The organism is Flavobacterium supellecticarium (genome assembly GCF_004801375.1).
GTDB classification, from domain to species: domain Bacteria; phylum Bacteroidota; class Bacteroidia; order Flavobacteriales; family Flavobacteriaceae; genus Flavobacterium; species Flavobacterium supellecticarium.
In genome coordinates, this window is the sequence record NZ_SSNZ01000002.1 from 269,201 (window position 1) to 287,624 (window position 18,424).

Genomic DNA, 18,424 nt, shown 5'->3' on the forward strand with positions numbered 1-18,424 from the left:
TTAGTCGGCCTCTTTGATGTATATCGAAAACTTAGGATTGTAATTCTACGACTTTACTGTCGCCGGCTACAACCACTTTGGTTAATCCGTGTTGTGCTAAAGCTTTCATGGCTTTATCCCATTTTTTACCACTTAATCCGGCCTGATTTTTTAATTCGGCTAATTCCAGAGTGTTGGCATTTTTCTCTAAGATCGCAATAATTGCTTTTTCTTCGTCTTCCAATTCGATTTGTACGGCTTTTTTCTCCGGACGCATTTGTGGGAAAAATAGCACTTCCTGAATCGATGGATTGTTGGTTAAAAACATAATCAGACGGTCCATGCCGATACCTAAACCAGATGTTGGGGGCATTCCGTATTCTAATGCACGTAAGAAATCGTTATCAATAAACATCGCTTCATCATCACCTCTTTCGGATAAGGCCAACTGCGATTCAAAACGTTCCCGCTGATCGATTGGATCGTTTAGCTCGGAATAAGCATTGGCGATTTCTTTTCCGCATACCATCAATTCGAAACGCTCGGTTAATTCCGGGTTGTCGCGGTGTTCTTTTGTTAGCGGACTCATATCTTTCGGATAATCAGTGATAAAAGTTGGCTGGATAAAATTACCCTCACATTTTTCACCAAAAATCTCGTCGATCAATTTTCCTTTACCCATCGTATCATCTACGGTAATTCCCATCGATTGTGCAGCAGCCCGTAATTCGGTTTCTGTTTTTCCGGTAATATCAAAGCCGGTAAAATGTTTGATGGCATCTGTCATCGAAACACGTGCATAAGGTGCTTTAAAATCAACCGTATGCTCGCCGAAAGTAGCTTTTGTAGTACCGTTCACCTGAAGGGCACAATATTCCAAAAGATTTTCGGTAAATTCCATCATCCAATTATAGTCTTTATAAGCTACATAGATTTCCATAGCGGTAAATTCCGGGTTATGGGTTCGGTCCATTCCTTCGTTACGGAAGTTTTTGGAGAACTCATAGACACCATCGAAACCACCTACGATTAGTCTTTTTAGATACAATTCGTTGGCAATTCGCATATATAGAGGAATATCCAGGGAATTGTGGTGCGTGATAAACGGTCTTGCGGCCGCACCACCCGGGATAGACTGTAATATTGGCGTTTCTACTTCAAAATAACCTTTGTCGTTAAAAAACGTACGCATCGCATTGAACAACTTGGTTCTTTTGATAAATACTTCTTTAACCTGCGGATTTACAACCAAATCAACATAACGCATACGGTAACGCAATTCCGGATCGGTAAAAGCGTCGAAAACATTACCATCGGCATCTACTTTTGGTAGTGGTAAAGGGCGTAAGGTTTTGCTTAATAGTGTGATGTTTTTGGCACGTAAGGTTTTTTCGCCTACCTGAGTGGTAAACAATTCTCCTTCGATACCGATAAAGTCACCCAAATCGATTAGTTTTTTAAAAACTTCGTTGTAAAGTGTTTTATCATCATCAGGACAAATCTCGTCACGGTTAATGTATAACTGGATACGACCTTCGCTATCCTGTAATTCGGCGAAAGAAGCTTTCCCTTGTACGCGGGCAGACATCAGACGGCCGGCCACAATTACCTTCTTTCCTTCCTCAAAAGTTTCCTTGACCTGCTTCGACGTGTGGTTCACGGGAAACAAATTGGCGGGATATGGGTTTATTCCAAGTTCTTTCAACTTACCCAGTTTTTCTCTTCTGATGATTTCTTGTTCTGAAAGTTGCATAATTGTGATTTTTTTAAGTGGGCAAAGATAGGTATATTTTAAAAAGGAATCAATTTCAAATTTTGAAAATGATAATAAAGGTATTGCGGATGGAAAATCGTATCTTTGAAAGCAAATTTGAAGCCTGAACTTATGAAGGAAAAAATCCGGTTCGTCCTTACTTTGGTTGTCGTGGTTATGATGACAGCCTGTAATTTTACAGAGACTATTTATTTGAATGCTGACGGAAGTGGTAAATTTTCGTTAGATGTCGATGCATCGGCTATGATGGGTATTGCGGCAGAGCAAGGCGATCGGAAAATTGATTCGACTTTTACACTAAAATCATTAATAGACGAACGAAAAGACAGTATTGCCAAATTGCCATTGGTGGAACAGCAACGTTTGAAAAAATTGGAAAACTTTTCGGTTCGAACGCATGTGGATCAAGTGGAAAAATCATTTTTGTTTACGCTTTTCAGTGATTTTAAAAAACCATCGGATTTGGTTGATGGGTTGTCGGTTGTAAAAGCAATGGACGATTTGAAAACAAATGGAAGCGGAGAGAAAGGCAGATTGTCGGATATGGATAAAATGGCAACCGATTTGAAGTATTCGTTCGACGGGAAAAAATTTACCCGTAAGGCGGCGGTAAAAGATCCGGCCATTCAAAAGCAGCTGACGGATAGCCTGGCGACAATCCGGCCGATGATAGAAGCTTTTACCTATACCGTAAGATACCATTTTCCGAAAAAGATAAAATCGATTACCGCAAAAGATCCGGTTTTTAGTGACGACAGAAAAACGGTAACCTTGCAATATCCGTTTATAGATTATATAGAAAGACCCGAAGTAATGAACTTTGAGGTTATTCTGGAGAAAAAATAATAACGATGAACAAACAGATTGTATTCCGGGATCTCGGATTAAAAGATTATAAAGAGGTTTGGGATTATCAGGAATCTTTATTTAAAGAGATTCTGGATATCAAGATTGCTAATAGGAGAGAAGAAAAAGAGGAGGTAACGCCAAATTATTTTTTATTTGTAGAACATCCGCATGTTTATACGCTTGGTAAAAGCGGGGATTTTTCAAACCTGTTACTAAACGAAAAGCAACTTACCGATAAGGGTGCTTCCTATTATAAAATTAACCGTGGCGGTGATATTACCTATCACGGACCGGGACAAGTGGTTGGTTATCCGATTCTGGATCTGGAGAACTTTTTTACCGATATCCATAAATATCTTCGTTTTCTGGAAGAAGCTATCATTCGAACCCTTGCAGAATACGGATTGCAGTGTGAGCGAAGCGAAGGGGAGACCGGAGTATGGCTTGGTGTGGGTACGCCGTTTGCGCGAAAAATATGCGCGATGGGAGTGCGCGCTTCACGATGGGTAACGATGCATGGGTTTGCGCTAAATGTAAATTCCGATTTGGGCTATTTTGATAATATCATCCCATGTGGTATAAAAGACAAGGCGGTTACTTCCTTGAATGTGGAGTTGGGTGTTGTAAAAGTGGATGAGGAAGAAGTAAAGTCGAAAATTAAAAAACATTTTACGGCTTTGTTTGAAGCGCAAATCAAAGACTAAAAAATTGTAGTATTTTATAAAGAAAAATCCTGACAAAATTTTGTCAGGATTTTTTTTGTGATCAGAATTCCAGTTTTAATTGCTCTGGAAGTAGTCGGAACGATTTCCGGTGATAGGGAGTGGTTCCGTATTTTCGAATGGCTTCCCGATGTTCAATCGTAGGGTAACCTTTATTTTTTTTCCAGTTGTACATGGGATATTCTTCATGTATACGATTCATATATTCGTCGCGATAGGTTTTGGCCAGAACCGAAGCGGCGGCAATACTCAGGTATTTGCTATCGCCTTTTACGATGCAACTGTACGGTATGTTTTGAATCGGTTTAAAACGATTGCCGTCTACAATAATATAGTTGGGTATTGGATTTAGATTGACGATGCAGGTTTGCATGGCTTGTATCGAAGCGTTCAAAATATTGATTTCGTCAATGATTTCGGGTTCGAGGTGAATTACTTTAAAGCAAAGGGCTACTTCTTCAATTATGGGCTTTAGTTTTTCGCGAGTGATTTCGGATAATTTCTTGGAGTCATTGAGTTTTTCGATAATCACATTATCCGGTAAAATCACGGCCGCAGCGGTAACAGGGCCGGCTAGACAACCCCTTCCGGCTTCGTCGGTACCGGCTTCCAATGTTAACTTAGAGTAATTCTGTAGCAGCATTTTTGTTTTTGGTAAATGTATAAAAAAAACACAAATATTTTGAGTAAACCGCAGTCTAATAAGGGACTTTATTTGATATAGTGTATTTTCAAATGGCTTTTTTTAACACAAATAAAATGCTACAATTCCTATATTATATTTGTTTATTTAAGAAATTATTAAGAAGTTTGCGGAATAACTAACTCAAATAAATTTAATATGAGATCGAAGTTTAAATGGATTTTTACGCTTTTGCTAGCGTTTTCGATGCAGTTTTCGTTCGCACAACAGGAGAAAACTGTTACAGGTACAGTGACCGAGGGAGGTTTACCGTTACCTGGTGTTAGTGTTGTTATTAAAGGAACAACACAAGGCACACAAACTGATATGGATGGTAATTATTCCATCAAAGCCAAACAAGGACAAGTGTTAGTCTTTACATTTGTTGGAATGGAGACTTCTTCTGTAACAGTTGGAGCTTCAAACAAGATTAACGTTGCGTTGCAATCAGAAGCAAAACAATTAAACGAAGTTGTTGTTGGAGCTTTAGGTATCAAAAAGAGACAGGATGCAATCACTTCTGCTAACCAAGTTGTTAAAGCAAAAGAGTTAACACAGGCAGCTTCTCCGAATGCAATTCAGTCATTAACAGGTAAAGTATCTGGTTTACAGATTAACCAGACGAACTCTGCTGTTGATGGAACAATGAGAATTGTAATTCGTGCTCCTAAATCAATCACACAAAACAACCAGGCTTTGGTTGTAATTGATGGGGTTATCTCTACTGCTACTGCATTACAGCAGTTACCAACTGAGGCTATTGAGTCAATCAATACAATTAAAGGTTCTCAAGGAGCTGCATTGTATGGATCTGATGGTGTTAACGGGGTATTAATCGTTACAACTAAAAAAGGATCAACTCAAGGTCAGAAAATGTCAATCTCTGTAAACTCTTCAATTGACTTTACAAATGTAGCTTACCTTCCGGAAAGACAAACAAGATACGGACAAGGATGGGATGGACAACACTATTCTTATGAGAATGGTACTTGGGGACCAGAATTTGATGGTTCTATCCAGCCTACAGGTTTGCCACAGGCAGACGGAAGTTTCTTAATGTTACCTTACCGTTCTTTAGGAAGTGATAATATCAAGAAATTCTTCAAAACTGGGGTATTAACTCAAAATGGTGTTTCATTATCTTCAGGAAACGAAGATGGATACCTTTTCTTTACAGCTAACAAATTGAAAAATGAGTTCATCGTTCAGGATGACGTTTTGGACAGAACAAACTTCCAATTCAAAGCTGGTAAAAAAATCGGAAGATGGAATGTTGAGGGGAATGCTCAATATACTACACAAGAGTCTAGAACTACAAGTTCAAGTTTATACTATGATTTATTACAAACGCCAACAAACGTTCCAATCGAAATGTTTGAAAACGGAGGTAACTTACATGGATATAGCTACTATATGAGAAATCCTTACTGGGTACGTGACAACGTAAGAAACCAGTCGAATACAGATGTTTTCAACGGAATCGGAAAAATCGGTTTTGAAGTAAACAAAAACATCAACATTTCATATACTGCAGGTGTTAACCTTTCTAGTACAAAAGCATTAAGCTATTCAAATGACTATGTAGATCCATACCGTTACGGAAATGGTAACCAGTCTGTTATTTCTTCATTGTCTACTTCTAATGGTTCTACAAGAAGATTGTATGCTGATTTATTAATTAACTTTGATTATGACTTAACAAAAGACTTAAACTTAAAAGTTAATATTGGTAACAACGTACAGGATGTTTATGCTACTTCAACTGGAACATCAGGATCTCAGTTAGCAATCCCTGGATTGTACAATATTTCTAACGTATCAAGTGTGCCGAATGCTACAAATTCATTCGCTAGATCAAGAAGATTTGCATTCTTTGGAAACGTTGACTTAGGATATAAAGATTATTTATTCTTGAACTTAACAGGAAGAAATGAGTGGGTATCTTTCTTAGATAAATCTAACAATAACTTCTTCTATCCATCAGCTGGTTTATCTTTTATTCCTACAAAAGCTATTGAGTCGTTAAAAGATAACAACGTTCTTTCTTATGCTAAAATTACAGCGAGTATCGTAAAAGTTGGTAGTGCAAATGGTATTGCTGCTTATGATATCAACAACTTATATACAAGAAGTACAGGTTATCCATTCAATGGAGTTAACTCTTATGTTCCAAACGTACAGCCAACAATCGCTTACAACTCAAGAACAAACCCTTATATCAAACCAGAGTTCTACCTTACTAAAGAGGCTAGTTTAAACTTAGGTTTCTTAAAAGACAGAATTACTTTAGACGTAGCAGGTTATATTAGTGATAACACTGATTTGATCACAACAATCAGTTCTTCTTACGCTTCTGGTAACCCTAACTATGCAACAAATATTGGTGCTACTAAAACTAAAGGTATCGAGATTGACTTAGGTATTACACCTATTAAAACGAAAGATTTCACTTGGGATGCTAGATTCAGCTTCTCTAAAGCGAAAACTACAGTAGAAAAAGTTGCTGATAATACAAACTCAGTAGCAATCTACTCTCCTTACGGAACTTACGGTATCTTCGCTGAAGAAGGTGAAGAGTATCCAATCATCAAAGGTTTCGGATACCAAAGAGATGGAGAAGGACGTATCATCGTTGATCCAAACACTGGTAACCCACTTAAATCTACTGAGTTAATGAAGTTAGGTAAAACTACTCCAGATTACATCTTAGGTTTAAATACCTCTATTGATTTCAAAGGATTACGTTTAGCTGCTGTAATGGATTACAGAACTGGTCACCAGTACTATTCTGGAACTAAAAACACATTAACTAACTTCGGTTATTTAGTTGATTCAGCTGAAAACGGAAGAGGTGGATTCATTATGCCAAACTCTTCTTACTTAGATGCTAACACTGGAACGTATGTGGCGAACAACTCTGTAGTTACAGGTGGTGGTTCTTCAATTGGAGTACAACAGTATTATGCAAACATTTACTCAAACATCGATGAGAACTACATTTTAGATGCTACAGCTTTCAAAGTACGTGAGTTATCTTTAAGCTATGCAATTCCAGCTAAAATGTTAGAAAGAACAGGTTTAACTAGCTTAAGAGTAGGTGTGAATGCTAGAAATCCATTTACAGTATTAGCTAGAGAAAACAGAGGATATGATGATCCTGAAACATCATTAAGCAATGGTAACATCGTTGGTTTAGCTTCTGGTACTAGTAACAGTGGAGCAAGCGGAACTAACCAGTATCCAAACACTAGAACTGTTGGTTTCAGTCTTAACTTAACGTTTTAATTAAAAGAAGTATGAAAAAGTACAAAATACATTTATTTTCATTAGTAGCAGCATTAGGATTGTCCTCTTGTGACGATTACTTAGATATCAATCAGTCACCTAACAACCCTACTTATGAAAACGTAACGCCAAACTTAGCTTTAAGTGGTGCGATCACTCAGCCTTACCGTTCATTTTCTACAATGCCAAATGCATTAGGAAACTTATTTATGAACAGCTGGGGTGGAAACGTTAACTCGGTAACGGGTATTTACACTGTTGAGTTTGACTTAAATATCGATAACTCATTCTACTCAAGAATTTGGGAGAATTTGTTCCTAACAACTTTAGGTTTATCAAACATCCAGAATTTCCCTGCTGAGAATTACGATAACCACAAGGCTATCGCAAAAATCATGAAAACGTTCTACTTCCAGTATTTAGTAGATCTTTATGGTGATATGCCTTATTCTCAGGCGCACAATCCATTAAACCCTACACCGGTTTATGACAATGCGCAAACGATTTACAGAGATTTAGTAGTACAGTTAGAAGACGCAATCGACATGATCGATAACGCTCCTGCTGGAACAACTACAGTTGGATTAGAAGATCCTGTATTCAAAGGAAACATGGCTAACTGGAAAAAATTAGCAAACACAATCAAATTAAGATTGTTGATCAGAGAATCTGGTGTTGCTGCTAGTCAGACTTACTTAAATGCTGAGTTTGCTGAATTAGCTGGTGCTGATTTCATCACTACTGATGCTACAGTTAACCCTGGTTATTCAAATGCTAACAACGACAGACAAAACCCGTTCTATAACACTTACGGATACCAAATCAACGAAACTACAGAAAGACCTTCTTACAGTTCTACTGTAGCTACAGATAACGCGATCAAATCGCTTAACGGTAGTAAATATGGTACACCAGACGGACGTTTAGGTAGATTATTCAAACAAAACGGTGGATCTTGGGCTGGAGTTATTCAGGGACAAACAGGTATCGAGGCTCCGGATAACTTAGCGAATCTTGGTCCTGGTTTGATCAAAAATTCTGCGCAAGACGGATATATCTTCACAGCTGCTGAAAGTTACTTCTTACAAGCTGAAGCGGTACAAAGAGGATACCTATCTGGTTCTGCTGAAAACTTATTCATCACTGGTATTGAGAAATCATTCCAATTATTAGGAGTGCCTGCAACTGGAGTTGGAAATATTACCGACTATAAAACTGCAATTAATTCAGCTGGAGCAGATCCTAGAATTAGCTGGTTAACTTCAACTAATAAAATTGAGACCATCATGACTCAGAAATGGATCGCTTTAATGGGGATCAATGGTATCGAGTCTTGGATCGAGTATACAAGAACTGGTTTCCCTGTAACGGATTTAGCTTTAACAGCTACAAGACCTGCTAAACCAGTACGTTTAATGTACCCGAACTCTGAGTACACTGCAAATGGTAACAACGTACCTAGTCAGTCTCAAAATGATGCATTTAATAATAAAATCTTCTGGGCATTACCATAATTGGTGATAACCTCAAAATACTATTAAATATGAAAAAAATTAAATTATTATTATTGTTTGTTGCAACTGCCGCTGTGTCGGTATCGTGTGACCTAGGCGATGAAGCACCATACTTTGGTGATTCAAGAGCTATTGTTGGATTTTCCAGAACTTCTCAAAGTAATGGAATCGTAACAGACGGAACTGATAAAACAGTTAATATGGTTATCGAACTAATCGGAGGTAACCAAAGTCTACCAGCTGATAGCGATATCGCTGTTAGTTACGATTTTGATGCTGCTAGTAGTACTGCTACATTAGGACATGAGTTTGATTTTGCTTCTGCTAATCATACTGCAATTATTCCTGCTGGAAGCAAATCGGTTGTAATTCCTATTACGGTTCACAGTAACAATGTTGTTGTAAACGACGATAAAACTATTGTAATTAAACTTACAGGAGCTTCTTCTTCTAGCGCAACTGTTGTAGGATCAAACTACAGCAAATTAACAATCACTTTAGTAGGTTCTTGTTTCTCTAACTTAGCAGGTAACTATTCTGTAGCGTATACTTCAGGGACATTCCCGATTGTAGTTACGGAGGTTGGAGTAGGTTCTTATAAGTCGAATGTTACACCAGGTTATACACAGTACGATATGTACTTCACAGATCTTTGTGATACATTAACAATCACAGACTGGTATGGTAACGATACGTATCCAATCTCTGGAACAGGTACAGTACAACCAAATGGTGACCTAAGATGGACTAGTGTTACAATCACAGGTATCTATTCAAACAGAGCATACCTATTCAGAAAAGTGAACTAAATAATAATAGAGAAATATGAAAAAAAATAAAAGATATTTAAGTTCAGCTTTAGCATTATTATTTTCAGGATTAGCTTTTGTATCCTGTAATGATAATGACCCGGACTTTGTTTACAACGAAAAACCAGCAATTTCCCCTGAATTTTCTGCCTATACGGTAAATGAAGGTGATGCCGTTACGCTTGTACTTAAAACGAGTAAAGTGTCTAACGTTCCTATGGAGGTTAAACTGGAAGTTTTAGGTAACAGTACGGCTACTTTAGGTGATGATTTTACATTACCTGGATTAGAGGTTGGAGCTGAAGATGGATTAGGAACGGATGGGTTTTTAGTAACTTTCCCGGCTAACACATCTACGTATACAATTACAATTCCAACTGTTCTTGATAATGAGTATGAGCAAGATGAATTACTTGCTTTAAAACTTACAGGTGCTCATAACATGAACGGTACAATTGATCAAACTGTTAACATTACGATCAAAAACGTAGTGAAAGACGAATTAGACTTAACACTTGCTTGGGATAAAACATTCGAAGCTGGAGGTCAGACGTATTCACTATGTGATATCGAGTATGACGTAGACATCTTGGTTTTTGATTCTGGTTTCAACCCAGTTGGAGACGGAGCACAAACTGGTGACTGTCCGGAGCATTTAGTAATGCCATTGGCTGATTATCCAAATGGTACTTACTTAATCGTTGGATACCTTTATGGTGATGCAGGAGTTCCTGCTGCTGGTTTACCAGAATTCAACATTCCAATCACTGTTGATTATGTAAGAGGTGGTTCGGCTACTTTACAGGCTGGTTCTTACACACAAACTACAGGATACTTAACTTCTAACTCACAAGGTGAGAATAGTGCAGGTGCTGGAAACGGAGATATTACTATTATCGCTGCTGTGAAAGTAGAAAATGGAGTGTTCACGATCTTAAATCCAAATGACAATAGTGTTATTGCTCAAGGTAGATCTGCATCAACTGTTAACAAAATGGCTGCTGCTTTCAAAGCAAAAGCTAGTTTGAAAAAGAACAAAAAATAATTTTTAAATAAATATATTTTTAAGCGCCCCAATCTGGGGCGCTTTTTTTTTGACAAAGCGATAAATTATAGCTCATTTTACAGAATAGCTGCATTATTTGTAAATTTCTAATACCTTTGCGATTCTAATATAGAATTATGAAGCATCTTTTTATAGCGGTAGTACTGTTATGTTCTTTTGCGATGTTGGGTCAGGAGCAGATAAAGGATTCAATAAAGCCTAAGAAATCACTTCGGGGTTCGGATGATAAAACCCATTTTGCGCCAATTGACCAATATAAAATCATTTCGTTGGATCGCGATACTACCTTTGTGGATACTTCATTAACCATCAAAAAGGACTACGAGTTAAACTACCTGCGTAAGGATATTTTCGGATTGATGCCTTTTCCAAATGAAGGGCAAACCTATAATACACTCGACTACGGTTTGACGAACTATAATGCTTACCCGGAATTCGGATTTAAAGCGAAGACGTTCAATTTTATGCGGGCCGAAGACATTAAATACTATTCCATGCCTACACCAATGACCGAGCTATACTATAAATCGGTGATGGAACAGGGACAAAATCTGGATGCTTTTATTTCTTTGAATACCTCTAAAAATCTAAACTTTTCTATCGGTTATAAAGGATTGCGTTCGTTGGGCAAATATGTCAACCAGCTTTCGAGTACCGGTAACTTCCGATTTATAACCAGTTACCATACTACCGATAACCGGTATAATTTAAAATTCCACATAGCCATTCAGGATATCCTGAATCACGAAAATGGTGGTGTGAAAAATCTGGAAGAATTTGAAAACAGTATTCCGCCTTATGACGACCGGGCACGTCTGGATGTGTATTTTAGCGACGACACCAAATCGTCCTTGGAAGGAAAGCGCCTCTTTTTTGACCATAGTTTCCGTCTGAATAAAAATAACCCGAACAGTCTGGTTTTTTTGCATCGTTTTAATTATGAATATAAATTTTTCGATTATTCGCAACCTACGGCCAACACCCGTTTTGGCGATTATTTTACCACTACGATCAGTAATAAAACAAGATTTAACAGTCTCTATAATAAAGTGGGTGTAGCCTATTCCAACCAAAGCTTTGGCGATTTTGAGTTTTATCTGGAGGACTACCGTTACAATTATTTTTATAACAGTACGGTTATGAATGACGATGGCTCGATTAAAGTGCCAAATCGACTGAATGATAAAATCAACTCCTATGGCGCACAATATACCTACTATAAAAACAAGTGGAAGGGAACCTTGTTAGTCTCCAATTCCATAACCGATCAGTCGCTGGCTAAAATTGAAGGTACGGTTCGTTATAACTGGGATACACGTAACGTGTTTACATTGCGTTTCCAAAACATGAACAAGCTTCCGGATCTGAACTACAACCTGTATCAGAGTGGTTATATCTTCTATAACTGGAGCAATAACTTTAAAAACGAAAAAATTAAAAACGTTGAGCTCGAAGCCAAAACACAATGGCTGGAAGCTTCGGTAAAATATAGTATTTTGGATGATCATTTGTATTTTGTGGATACGAGTACCGATCCAACTCAGGTTTTGGTTTCCCCGCAACAATACGGAAATACAATCAATTACTTCTCGGTTAAAATAGGACGCGAGTTTAAAGTGGGTAAATTTGGTTTGGACAACACTTTCCTGTATCAAAAAGTAGATCAGACAGACAAAATACTAAACGTACCGGAATTTGTTACGCGTAACTCCTTATATTTTAATGATTACTATTTCTCAAAAGCCTTATACCTGCAAATGGGAATAACCTTAAATTATTTTACAAAATATTACGCGAATACCTACAACCCATTATTGGGCGAATTCTATATCCAACAGGAAAAAGAAATCGGAAACTTCCCGATGCTCGATTTCTTTATCAATGCAAAAATCAAACGCACGCGAATTTATTTAAAAGCAGAACATTTTAATTCCAGCTTTACAGGCTATAAATATTATTCCGATCCGAATAATCCGTATCATGATTTTATGGTGCGTTTTGGACTGGTATGGAATTTCTTTAGTTAAGGATGCGTTCGTAACATTTTATAATACGCCAAATAGCAATATCTTTGGCAAACAAAACAGACTTTTTAGAAATTATAGACTAATGAAATACGCAAAAAACATATTGGAAACCATAGGGAACACACCTTTGGTTCGACTAAATAAAGTAACCAAAGAAGTAGATGCCCTTGTATTGGCAAAAGTAGAAACCTTCAATCCGGGGAATTCGGTAAAAGATCGTATGGCCGTAAAAATGATCGAAGATGCGGAAGCCGACGGACGTTTAAAACCGGGCGGAACCATTATCGAAGGAACTTCCGGAAATACCGGAATGGGATTGGCTTTGGCAGCGATTGTAAAAGGATACAAGTTGATTTGTGTGATTTCTGATAAGCAATCCAAAGAGAAAATGGACATCCTTCGAGCTGTAGGAGCCAAAGTAGTGGTATGTCCTACAGACGTAGAACCAACGGATCCGCGTTCGTATTATTCGGTATCAAAACGTTTGGCCGAAGAAACACCAAATGCATGGTATGTAAACCAATACGACAATCCGTCGAATGCCATTGCACATTACGAACAAACCGGACCGGAAATCTGGGAGCAAACCGAAGGGAAAATCACACACTTTGTAGTAGGTGTGGGAACCGGAGGAACCATTTCCGGAGTAGCAAAATACTTAAAAGAGAAAAACCCGAATATTAAAATCTGGGGAATCGATACGTATGGTTCGGTATTTAAAAAATACCATGAAACGGGTATTTTCGATGAAAACGAAATTTACTCCTATATCACCGAAGGAATCGGAGAAGACATCCTTCCTAAAAACGTTGACTTTTCACTAATCGACGGCTTTACCAAAGTAACCGATAAAGATGCTGCGGTGTATACCCGTAGAATTGCATTGGAAGAAGGAATCTTTGTAGGAAACTCAGCCGGAGCCGCTATAAAAGGACTGATCCAGTTAAAAGAACACTTTAAACCGGAAGATGTGGTAGTAGTGTTATTCCACGATAGTGGTAGCCGTTATGTTGGGAAAATGTTTAATGACGACTGGATGCGTGAGAGAGGTTTCCTGGACGAAGAAATTACAAAAGCAGAAGACTTGATCAAAGAGCATATCGATAAACCATTGGTTGTAGTACGTACGGAAGAATTAGTATCGCATGCGATAGAAAGAATGCGCAAACACAAAATTTCTCAGATTCCGGTAATTGATGTTACAGGATTTGTAGGTTCTGTAGACGAAACGGATTTATTCCAAAGTTATGTAGCCGATAAAAATGTAGCGGATAAACCAATCCGTGAAGTAATGGGGGCTGCTTTCCCGATTGTAAAACTGGGAACTCCGATTGACGAAGTATCAAAACTGATCAATAAAGATAATCAGGCGGTTTTGGTTGATTTAGGAAATGGGAAACACCATATTATCACCAAACACGATATTATCAATTCGATAAAATAATAGAATGCTGCAAACCTGTCAGGTTTTTAAAAAAAAGAGTGTATAAAAAGTGCCGTTTGTAATTTACAAACGGCACTTTTTTAATTTCCGATCAGGACTCCCGAAACATTCCACGAACTGAAACTATTTCCTTCCGGTGCGCCTTGCGGAATCCGAATCTGTATCGTATGTTTACCCGCTTTCAGATCGCCCAAAGCTATCATAACCGGATTGGTTACGGTTCCCGGACACCAGTTCGAACGACTGTAATCGGATGAAGACAAGCCGTTGTTAAAATTCCCCGAAGCAGGATTAAACAATCGGTACGAACCACAATCCTGTCGCCAGGGTATAAAAGCAAATACTTCCTGTTGATCCAGGAAAATCCGGTTCTTTTTAGGGACAAATTCATCACCGTTTTCCCAACCGCCATGACCTGTGGTTATATAGCGAAGCTGTGCATTCGCAACATCGTTCGGTAAATCGAACGTAACCTCGAGGCCTTTGTCGGTATTAAACAGGGTCGCATAATCCTGTCCTGCCATTTCCATCACGTTAGTGGTATTAAACAACGGTAAAACAAAACGATTGGCAGTTGCTGGCTTATCTCCTTTATGGATGGTAATGTCCAAACTGATTTTATGACCGCCTTTATCGTAGTTCCCGATAAAAGTTCCAACCCATACCGTTTTAGTACTTAAAGTACTTTGTAATTCCGAAATATCCTGACGATACGGGACAATCTCATGCCATTTTTTATCTTTTAAGGCGATATGATTGTATTGTTGGATGCCAAACGGAGTAAAGAAACGCATCAATTCCAATAGCGGACTATAATTAGTAGTACGAACAATGCCCTGATACTGTTTTCCATTTCCGTTGTCATAAACCGGAAGGGATTTTGCGCCATTTTTTAAACCATCTAAAAAAGAATGCGGCTGATCTTCCGGAATCACAAAAACGGAACCGGTACGATCGTAAGCATCACCATTGGATTGTTCCTGTAATTCGGTAAAAATCAGACTCCCGACAGGAATCTCTGGAAAGCTTACTTTTTTCAGAATAACGGTACCATTCGCATACCGGAAGATGCTATCATTAGATTTGGACTGATCGGAGAAATTGATGATCTCGTTTTTAAAAACAGCTATCGTGGTAAACCGACTTTTCCAAAGTAAATCGCGATAGGTTAAGAGATCGGTTTTCGGGCCGTTAAAATTATTAAAGGCCATCTGGTAAGGTGATATTTTCTTTTGTTTTTCAATTTTAGTAGCGGTAATCACATAATTATTGTTACGCACCATTTCGAGTACCAATCCCAGATCGGCCCCTAATACGGTAGGTGCACCTTTTACTTTTAAGTCGGTGGTAAACCAAAGTTCGATCGTATTGGAATTGATAATTGTTTTGGCTTTTCGGCATTGGTAGCCCAGTATTATCTTGGTTTCCGGGCTAAGGTCAAATATTTGCTTGGATAGTGAAATACTATCAGTAGTCGCTGCATTTTTAGCCTTGTCCCAAAAAGCCAGTTGTGTGAAATTACGGGTGTTCAGATCGATAAACGTTTGTTCATAAGGAAAATCCGCTTTACCGGATTGAATGCTGGCACTCGAGAGTAAAGTTGTTTGATCAGTTGCCGCAAAAACCAGAATCGGATCCTGATTTTCGAGTACTTTTCCATTCGAACTTTTTAAGTAGGTTATCCTATAACCGTTGGACGGGATTATATCCCGTTGTGCGTACAGTATTCCGAAATGTAATACTAATACGATCGCGAATAATTTTTTCATTTTTTGTTGGTCGAGACACAAAGATAATTTTTTCTTAAATTAGAGATTTACTTTATATGCCATGCAGGAGATTTTTTTACATTATATCTGGCAATACCAGAAGATTACCGCATTGCCGCTAAAAACAATTCAGGGAGAAGCACTACAAGTCCTTAAACCCGGAGAATACCACCAAGAAGACGGACCGGATTTTTTCAATGCCTGTTTAATTATCGGAGGCCAGCGATGGGCAGGTAACGTGGAAATCCATTTAAAATCGTCCGATTGGTACTATCACCGACACGAGATTAATAAAAAATACGACAATGTAATTCTGCATGTGGTCTGGGAACATGATATTGCTGTTTTTCGTCCTGATGGTTCCGAAATTCCGGTATTGGTACTAAAAGCCTATGTTCCGGATCAATTCTTAGCAGATTATTATCGATTGATAAAAGCGAAAAATTGGATTTTCTGTGAAAAAGACCTGCTCACAGTCGAACCGATTTTCTGGCTAAAATGGAAAGAACGCCTTTTTTTAGAACGTTTGGAACGAAAAGTAAAACCAATTCAGATACTGTTAAAAGAAAATAAAAACGACTGGGAAGCAACCTTGTTTTGTTGTCTGGCTAAAAGCTTCGGATTAAACAGTAATAGTGAAGCGTTTTATCAGATTGCGAGAGCTATCCCGTTTACCATCATCCGAAAAGAACGATATGTGGCAGGCAATCTCGAAGCACTGTTTTTTGGGATGACAGCGTTATTAGATGAAGATAAGGAGGATCGGTATTTTTGTGATCTTAAACGAAAATGGAAGGAGCTAAAGAAAAAGTATCAGTTTCATTGGAGAGGTAGTATCCCGTTGCAATTTTATAAAGTACGACCCGATAATTTTCCAACGATCCGACTGGTACAATTGGCCGGATTGTACCAACGATATCCGAATTTATTTGATGTCCTTATTCATTGTAATACGCTTGATGCATTTTACAAGATCTTTACTATTGAAATCCCGGAATATTGGAATACCCATTATCGGTTTGATACGGTAAGTTCCGGAAAAGAGAAAGTCAAAAAGATAAGCATAAGTTTCCGGCAATTACTTTTTATAAACGCTATTTTGCCGCTACGATTTTTATATGCCCGTTATTTCGGGAATGATTTTTCCGAAGAATTACTGGACATGGCACGGGAAATAGCACCGGAACGGAATAGTATCACCGACCGGTTTAAACAATTGGGAATAACGATCGAAAGCGCTTTCGATAGTCAGGCGATGTTGCAATTAAAAAAAGAATATTGTAATTATAAAAGATGCCTGCATTGTGATATCGGAAAAAAGCTATTGGGATAATCGAACGGAAAACCGTATTTTTGAATCAAATTAAAAACAGATGAACCTGATCACCAACATACGTCATTTTTTTGAAAAGCACGGATTCGAAGTGTCGTCACGATTAGCCGACCGGTTAGGGATGCGGGCAACCAGTGTTCGGCTGTTTTTTATTTACCTGTCGTTTTTTACGGTCGGCTTGTGGTTTGGCGTCTATCTGACGCTGGCATTCTGGTTACGCTTAAAAGACATGGTTTATACCAAACGGAGTTCCGTTTTTGACCTCTGATAAAAAATGGACAGCAACAACAAATACGGACTAAAATTTACGCGGGCGCAGCGAAGTGGTGTTTTTGTATTGTTGTTACTACTACTGGGAATACAACTTCTGATTTACTTTACCGGACAATTGCCACATACTTCAGAGGTGAATCCGGAATCCGAAAAATGGTTGTCGCAACAAATAACAATCGACAGTCTCAAACGGCAAAATCAAACATCCAAAATTCAACTACAACCGTTTAATCCGAATTTTATTTCCGATTATAAAGGATATATTGTAGGAATGACGGTAGCCGAAATCGATCGGTTACAGGCTTTTCGGGCCCAAAATAAATATGTCAACTCAGTAGCGGAATTTCGTCAGGTTACCCAAATGGACGAAAAACGACTTGCCGAAATAGCGCCCTACTTTAAATTCCCGGAATGGGTTAATCAAAAAATACACAAAACACAATCCGTTTCATATCCGATAGCAAAGCGACAGGAAAAAAAAGACTTCCAAATCGATATCAACAAAGCCACCCGTGAAGAACTACGAAAAATATTCGGAATAGGGGAAGCTTTATCCGAACGGATTCTAAAAGAAAAAGAAAAATTCGGCGCCTTTGTCAGCACAGAGCAATTCCGTTATATTTGGGGATTGTCGGATGAAGTGATCGAACAACTGATACATCACTTCCCGGTGATCAATCCACCGGAAATAAAAAAGATTGATATTAATAACGCCTCACTGAAAGAATTGGCACAGTTTCCGTATTTCCGATACGGGATTGCAAAGCAGATTATTACCTATCGTAGTATGATTGGCCTGATAAAATCCAAAGAAGACTTAACAAAAATTAAAGAATTCCCAGTTGAAAAAGTTGATATAATTGCCTTATATTTGGATTTTTAAACAAACAAACAGCAA

The 18,424-nt window shown here is 38.2% G+C and carries 14 protein-coding genes; 11 read left to right on the forward strand and 3 right to left on the reverse strand.

Features of this window, described 5'->3' with window-relative positions; translation table 11 throughout:
* Nucleotides 1-31 precede the first annotated feature (31 nt).
* Nucleotides 32-1,732 (reverse strand): lysine--tRNA ligase, encoded by a 1,701-nt coding sequence (gene lysS, locus E6C50_RS05920; protein ID WP_136402290.1) that lies wholly within the window; start codon nucleotides 1,730-1,732, stop codon nucleotides 32-34.
* Nucleotides 1,733-1,864: 132 nt separating this feature from the next.
* On the opposite strand from lysS, the gene E6C50_RS05925 reads away from it, so the two are divergent.
* Nucleotides 1,865-2,599: a hypothetical protein gene (locus E6C50_RS05925; protein ID WP_136402291.1), complete on the forward strand. Its 735-nt coding sequence runs from the start codon at nucleotides 1,865-1,867 to the stop codon at nucleotides 2,597-2,599.
* A gap of 5 nt (nucleotides 2,600-2,604) precedes the next feature.
* A complete protein-coding gene (lipB, locus tag E6C50_RS05930; RefSeq protein ID WP_136402292.1) occupies nucleotides 2,605-3,306 on the forward strand; it encodes a lipoyl(octanoyl) transferase LipB in 702 nt (233 codons plus the stop codon).
* 61 nt (nucleotides 3,307-3,367) lie between these two features.
* Here the strand turns inward: lipB and E6C50_RS05935 are convergent, their stop codons facing one another.
* On the reverse strand, nucleotides 3,368-3,967 hold the full coding sequence (locus tag E6C50_RS05935) for a ribonuclease HII (protein ID WP_136402293.1): 600 nt from the start codon (nucleotides 3,965-3,967) through the stop codon (nucleotides 3,368-3,370).
* Nucleotides 3,968-4,165: 198 nt separating this feature from the next.
* On the opposite strand from E6C50_RS05935, the gene E6C50_RS05940 reads away from it, so the two are divergent.
* The 6 genes from E6C50_RS05940 (at nucleotide 4,166) to E6C50_RS05965 (ending at nucleotide 14,151) form a co-directional block, all read left to right on the forward strand.
* A complete protein-coding gene (locus tag E6C50_RS05940) occupies nucleotides 4,166-7,291 on the forward strand; it encodes a SusC/RagA family TonB-linked outer membrane protein (RefSeq protein WP_136402294.1) in 3,126 nt (1,041 codons plus the stop codon).
* Between the two features lie 11 nt (nucleotides 7,292-7,302).
* Entirely contained in the window at nucleotides 7,303-8,805 is a 1,503-nt protein-coding gene (locus tag E6C50_RS05945; RefSeq protein WP_136402295.1) for a SusD/RagB family nutrient-binding outer membrane lipoprotein, read from the forward strand.
* A gap of 29 nt (nucleotides 8,806-8,834) precedes the next feature.
* Nucleotides 8,835-9,614 (forward strand): hypothetical protein, encoded by a 780-nt coding sequence (locus tag E6C50_RS05950; protein ID WP_136402296.1) that lies wholly within the window; start codon nucleotides 8,835-8,837, stop codon nucleotides 9,612-9,614.
* A gap of 16 nt (nucleotides 9,615-9,630) precedes the next feature.
* Nucleotides 9,631-10,659: a hypothetical protein gene (locus E6C50_RS05955; RefSeq protein ID WP_136402297.1), complete on the forward strand. Its 1,029-nt coding sequence runs from the start codon at nucleotides 9,631-9,633 to the stop codon at nucleotides 10,657-10,659.
* Nucleotides 10,660-10,796: 137 nt separating this feature from the next.
* Nucleotides 10,797-12,707: a putative porin gene (locus E6C50_RS05960; RefSeq protein WP_136402298.1), complete on the forward strand. Its 1,911-nt coding sequence runs from the start codon at nucleotides 10,797-10,799 to the stop codon at nucleotides 12,705-12,707.
* An 82-nt stretch (nucleotides 12,708-12,789) separates the two neighbouring features.
* Nucleotides 12,790-14,151: a pyridoxal-phosphate dependent enzyme gene (locus tag E6C50_RS05965; RefSeq protein ID WP_136402299.1), complete on the forward strand. Its 1,362-nt coding sequence runs from the start codon at nucleotides 12,790-12,792 to the stop codon at nucleotides 14,149-14,151.
* Between the two features lie 80 nt (nucleotides 14,152-14,231).
* Here the strand turns inward: E6C50_RS05965 and E6C50_RS05970 are convergent, their stop codons facing one another.
* Nucleotides 14,232-15,920, reverse strand: a complete 1,689-nt coding sequence (locus tag E6C50_RS05970) for a GLPGLI family protein (RefSeq protein ID WP_136402300.1) — start codon at nucleotides 15,918-15,920, stop codon at nucleotides 14,232-14,234.
* Between the two features lie 61 nt (nucleotides 15,921-15,981).
* Between E6C50_RS05970 and E6C50_RS05975 the strand changes: the two genes are divergently transcribed.
* Genes E6C50_RS05975 through E6C50_RS05985 form a run of 3 tightly spaced genes read left to right on the forward strand, consistent with a single transcriptional unit; the run spans nucleotide 15,982 to nucleotide 18,409 of the window.
* The gene (locus E6C50_RS05975) at nucleotides 15,982-17,253 is read left to right on the forward strand and encodes a DUF2851 family protein (protein WP_136402301.1); all 1,272 of its coding nucleotides are present in this window, start codon (nucleotides 15,982-15,984) and stop codon (nucleotides 17,251-17,253) included.
* A 40-nt stretch (nucleotides 17,254-17,293) separates the two neighbouring features.
* A complete protein-coding gene (locus tag E6C50_RS05980; RefSeq protein WP_211089520.1) occupies nucleotides 17,294-17,521 on the forward strand; it encodes a PspC domain-containing protein in 228 nt (75 codons plus the stop codon).
* 6 nt (nucleotides 17,522-17,527) lie between these two features.
* Nucleotides 17,528-18,409, forward strand: a complete 882-nt coding sequence (locus E6C50_RS05985; RefSeq protein ID WP_136402302.1) for a ComEA family DNA-binding protein — start codon at nucleotides 17,528-17,530, stop codon at nucleotides 18,407-18,409.
* The last annotated feature ends 15 nt before the right edge of the window (nucleotides 18,410-18,424 follow it).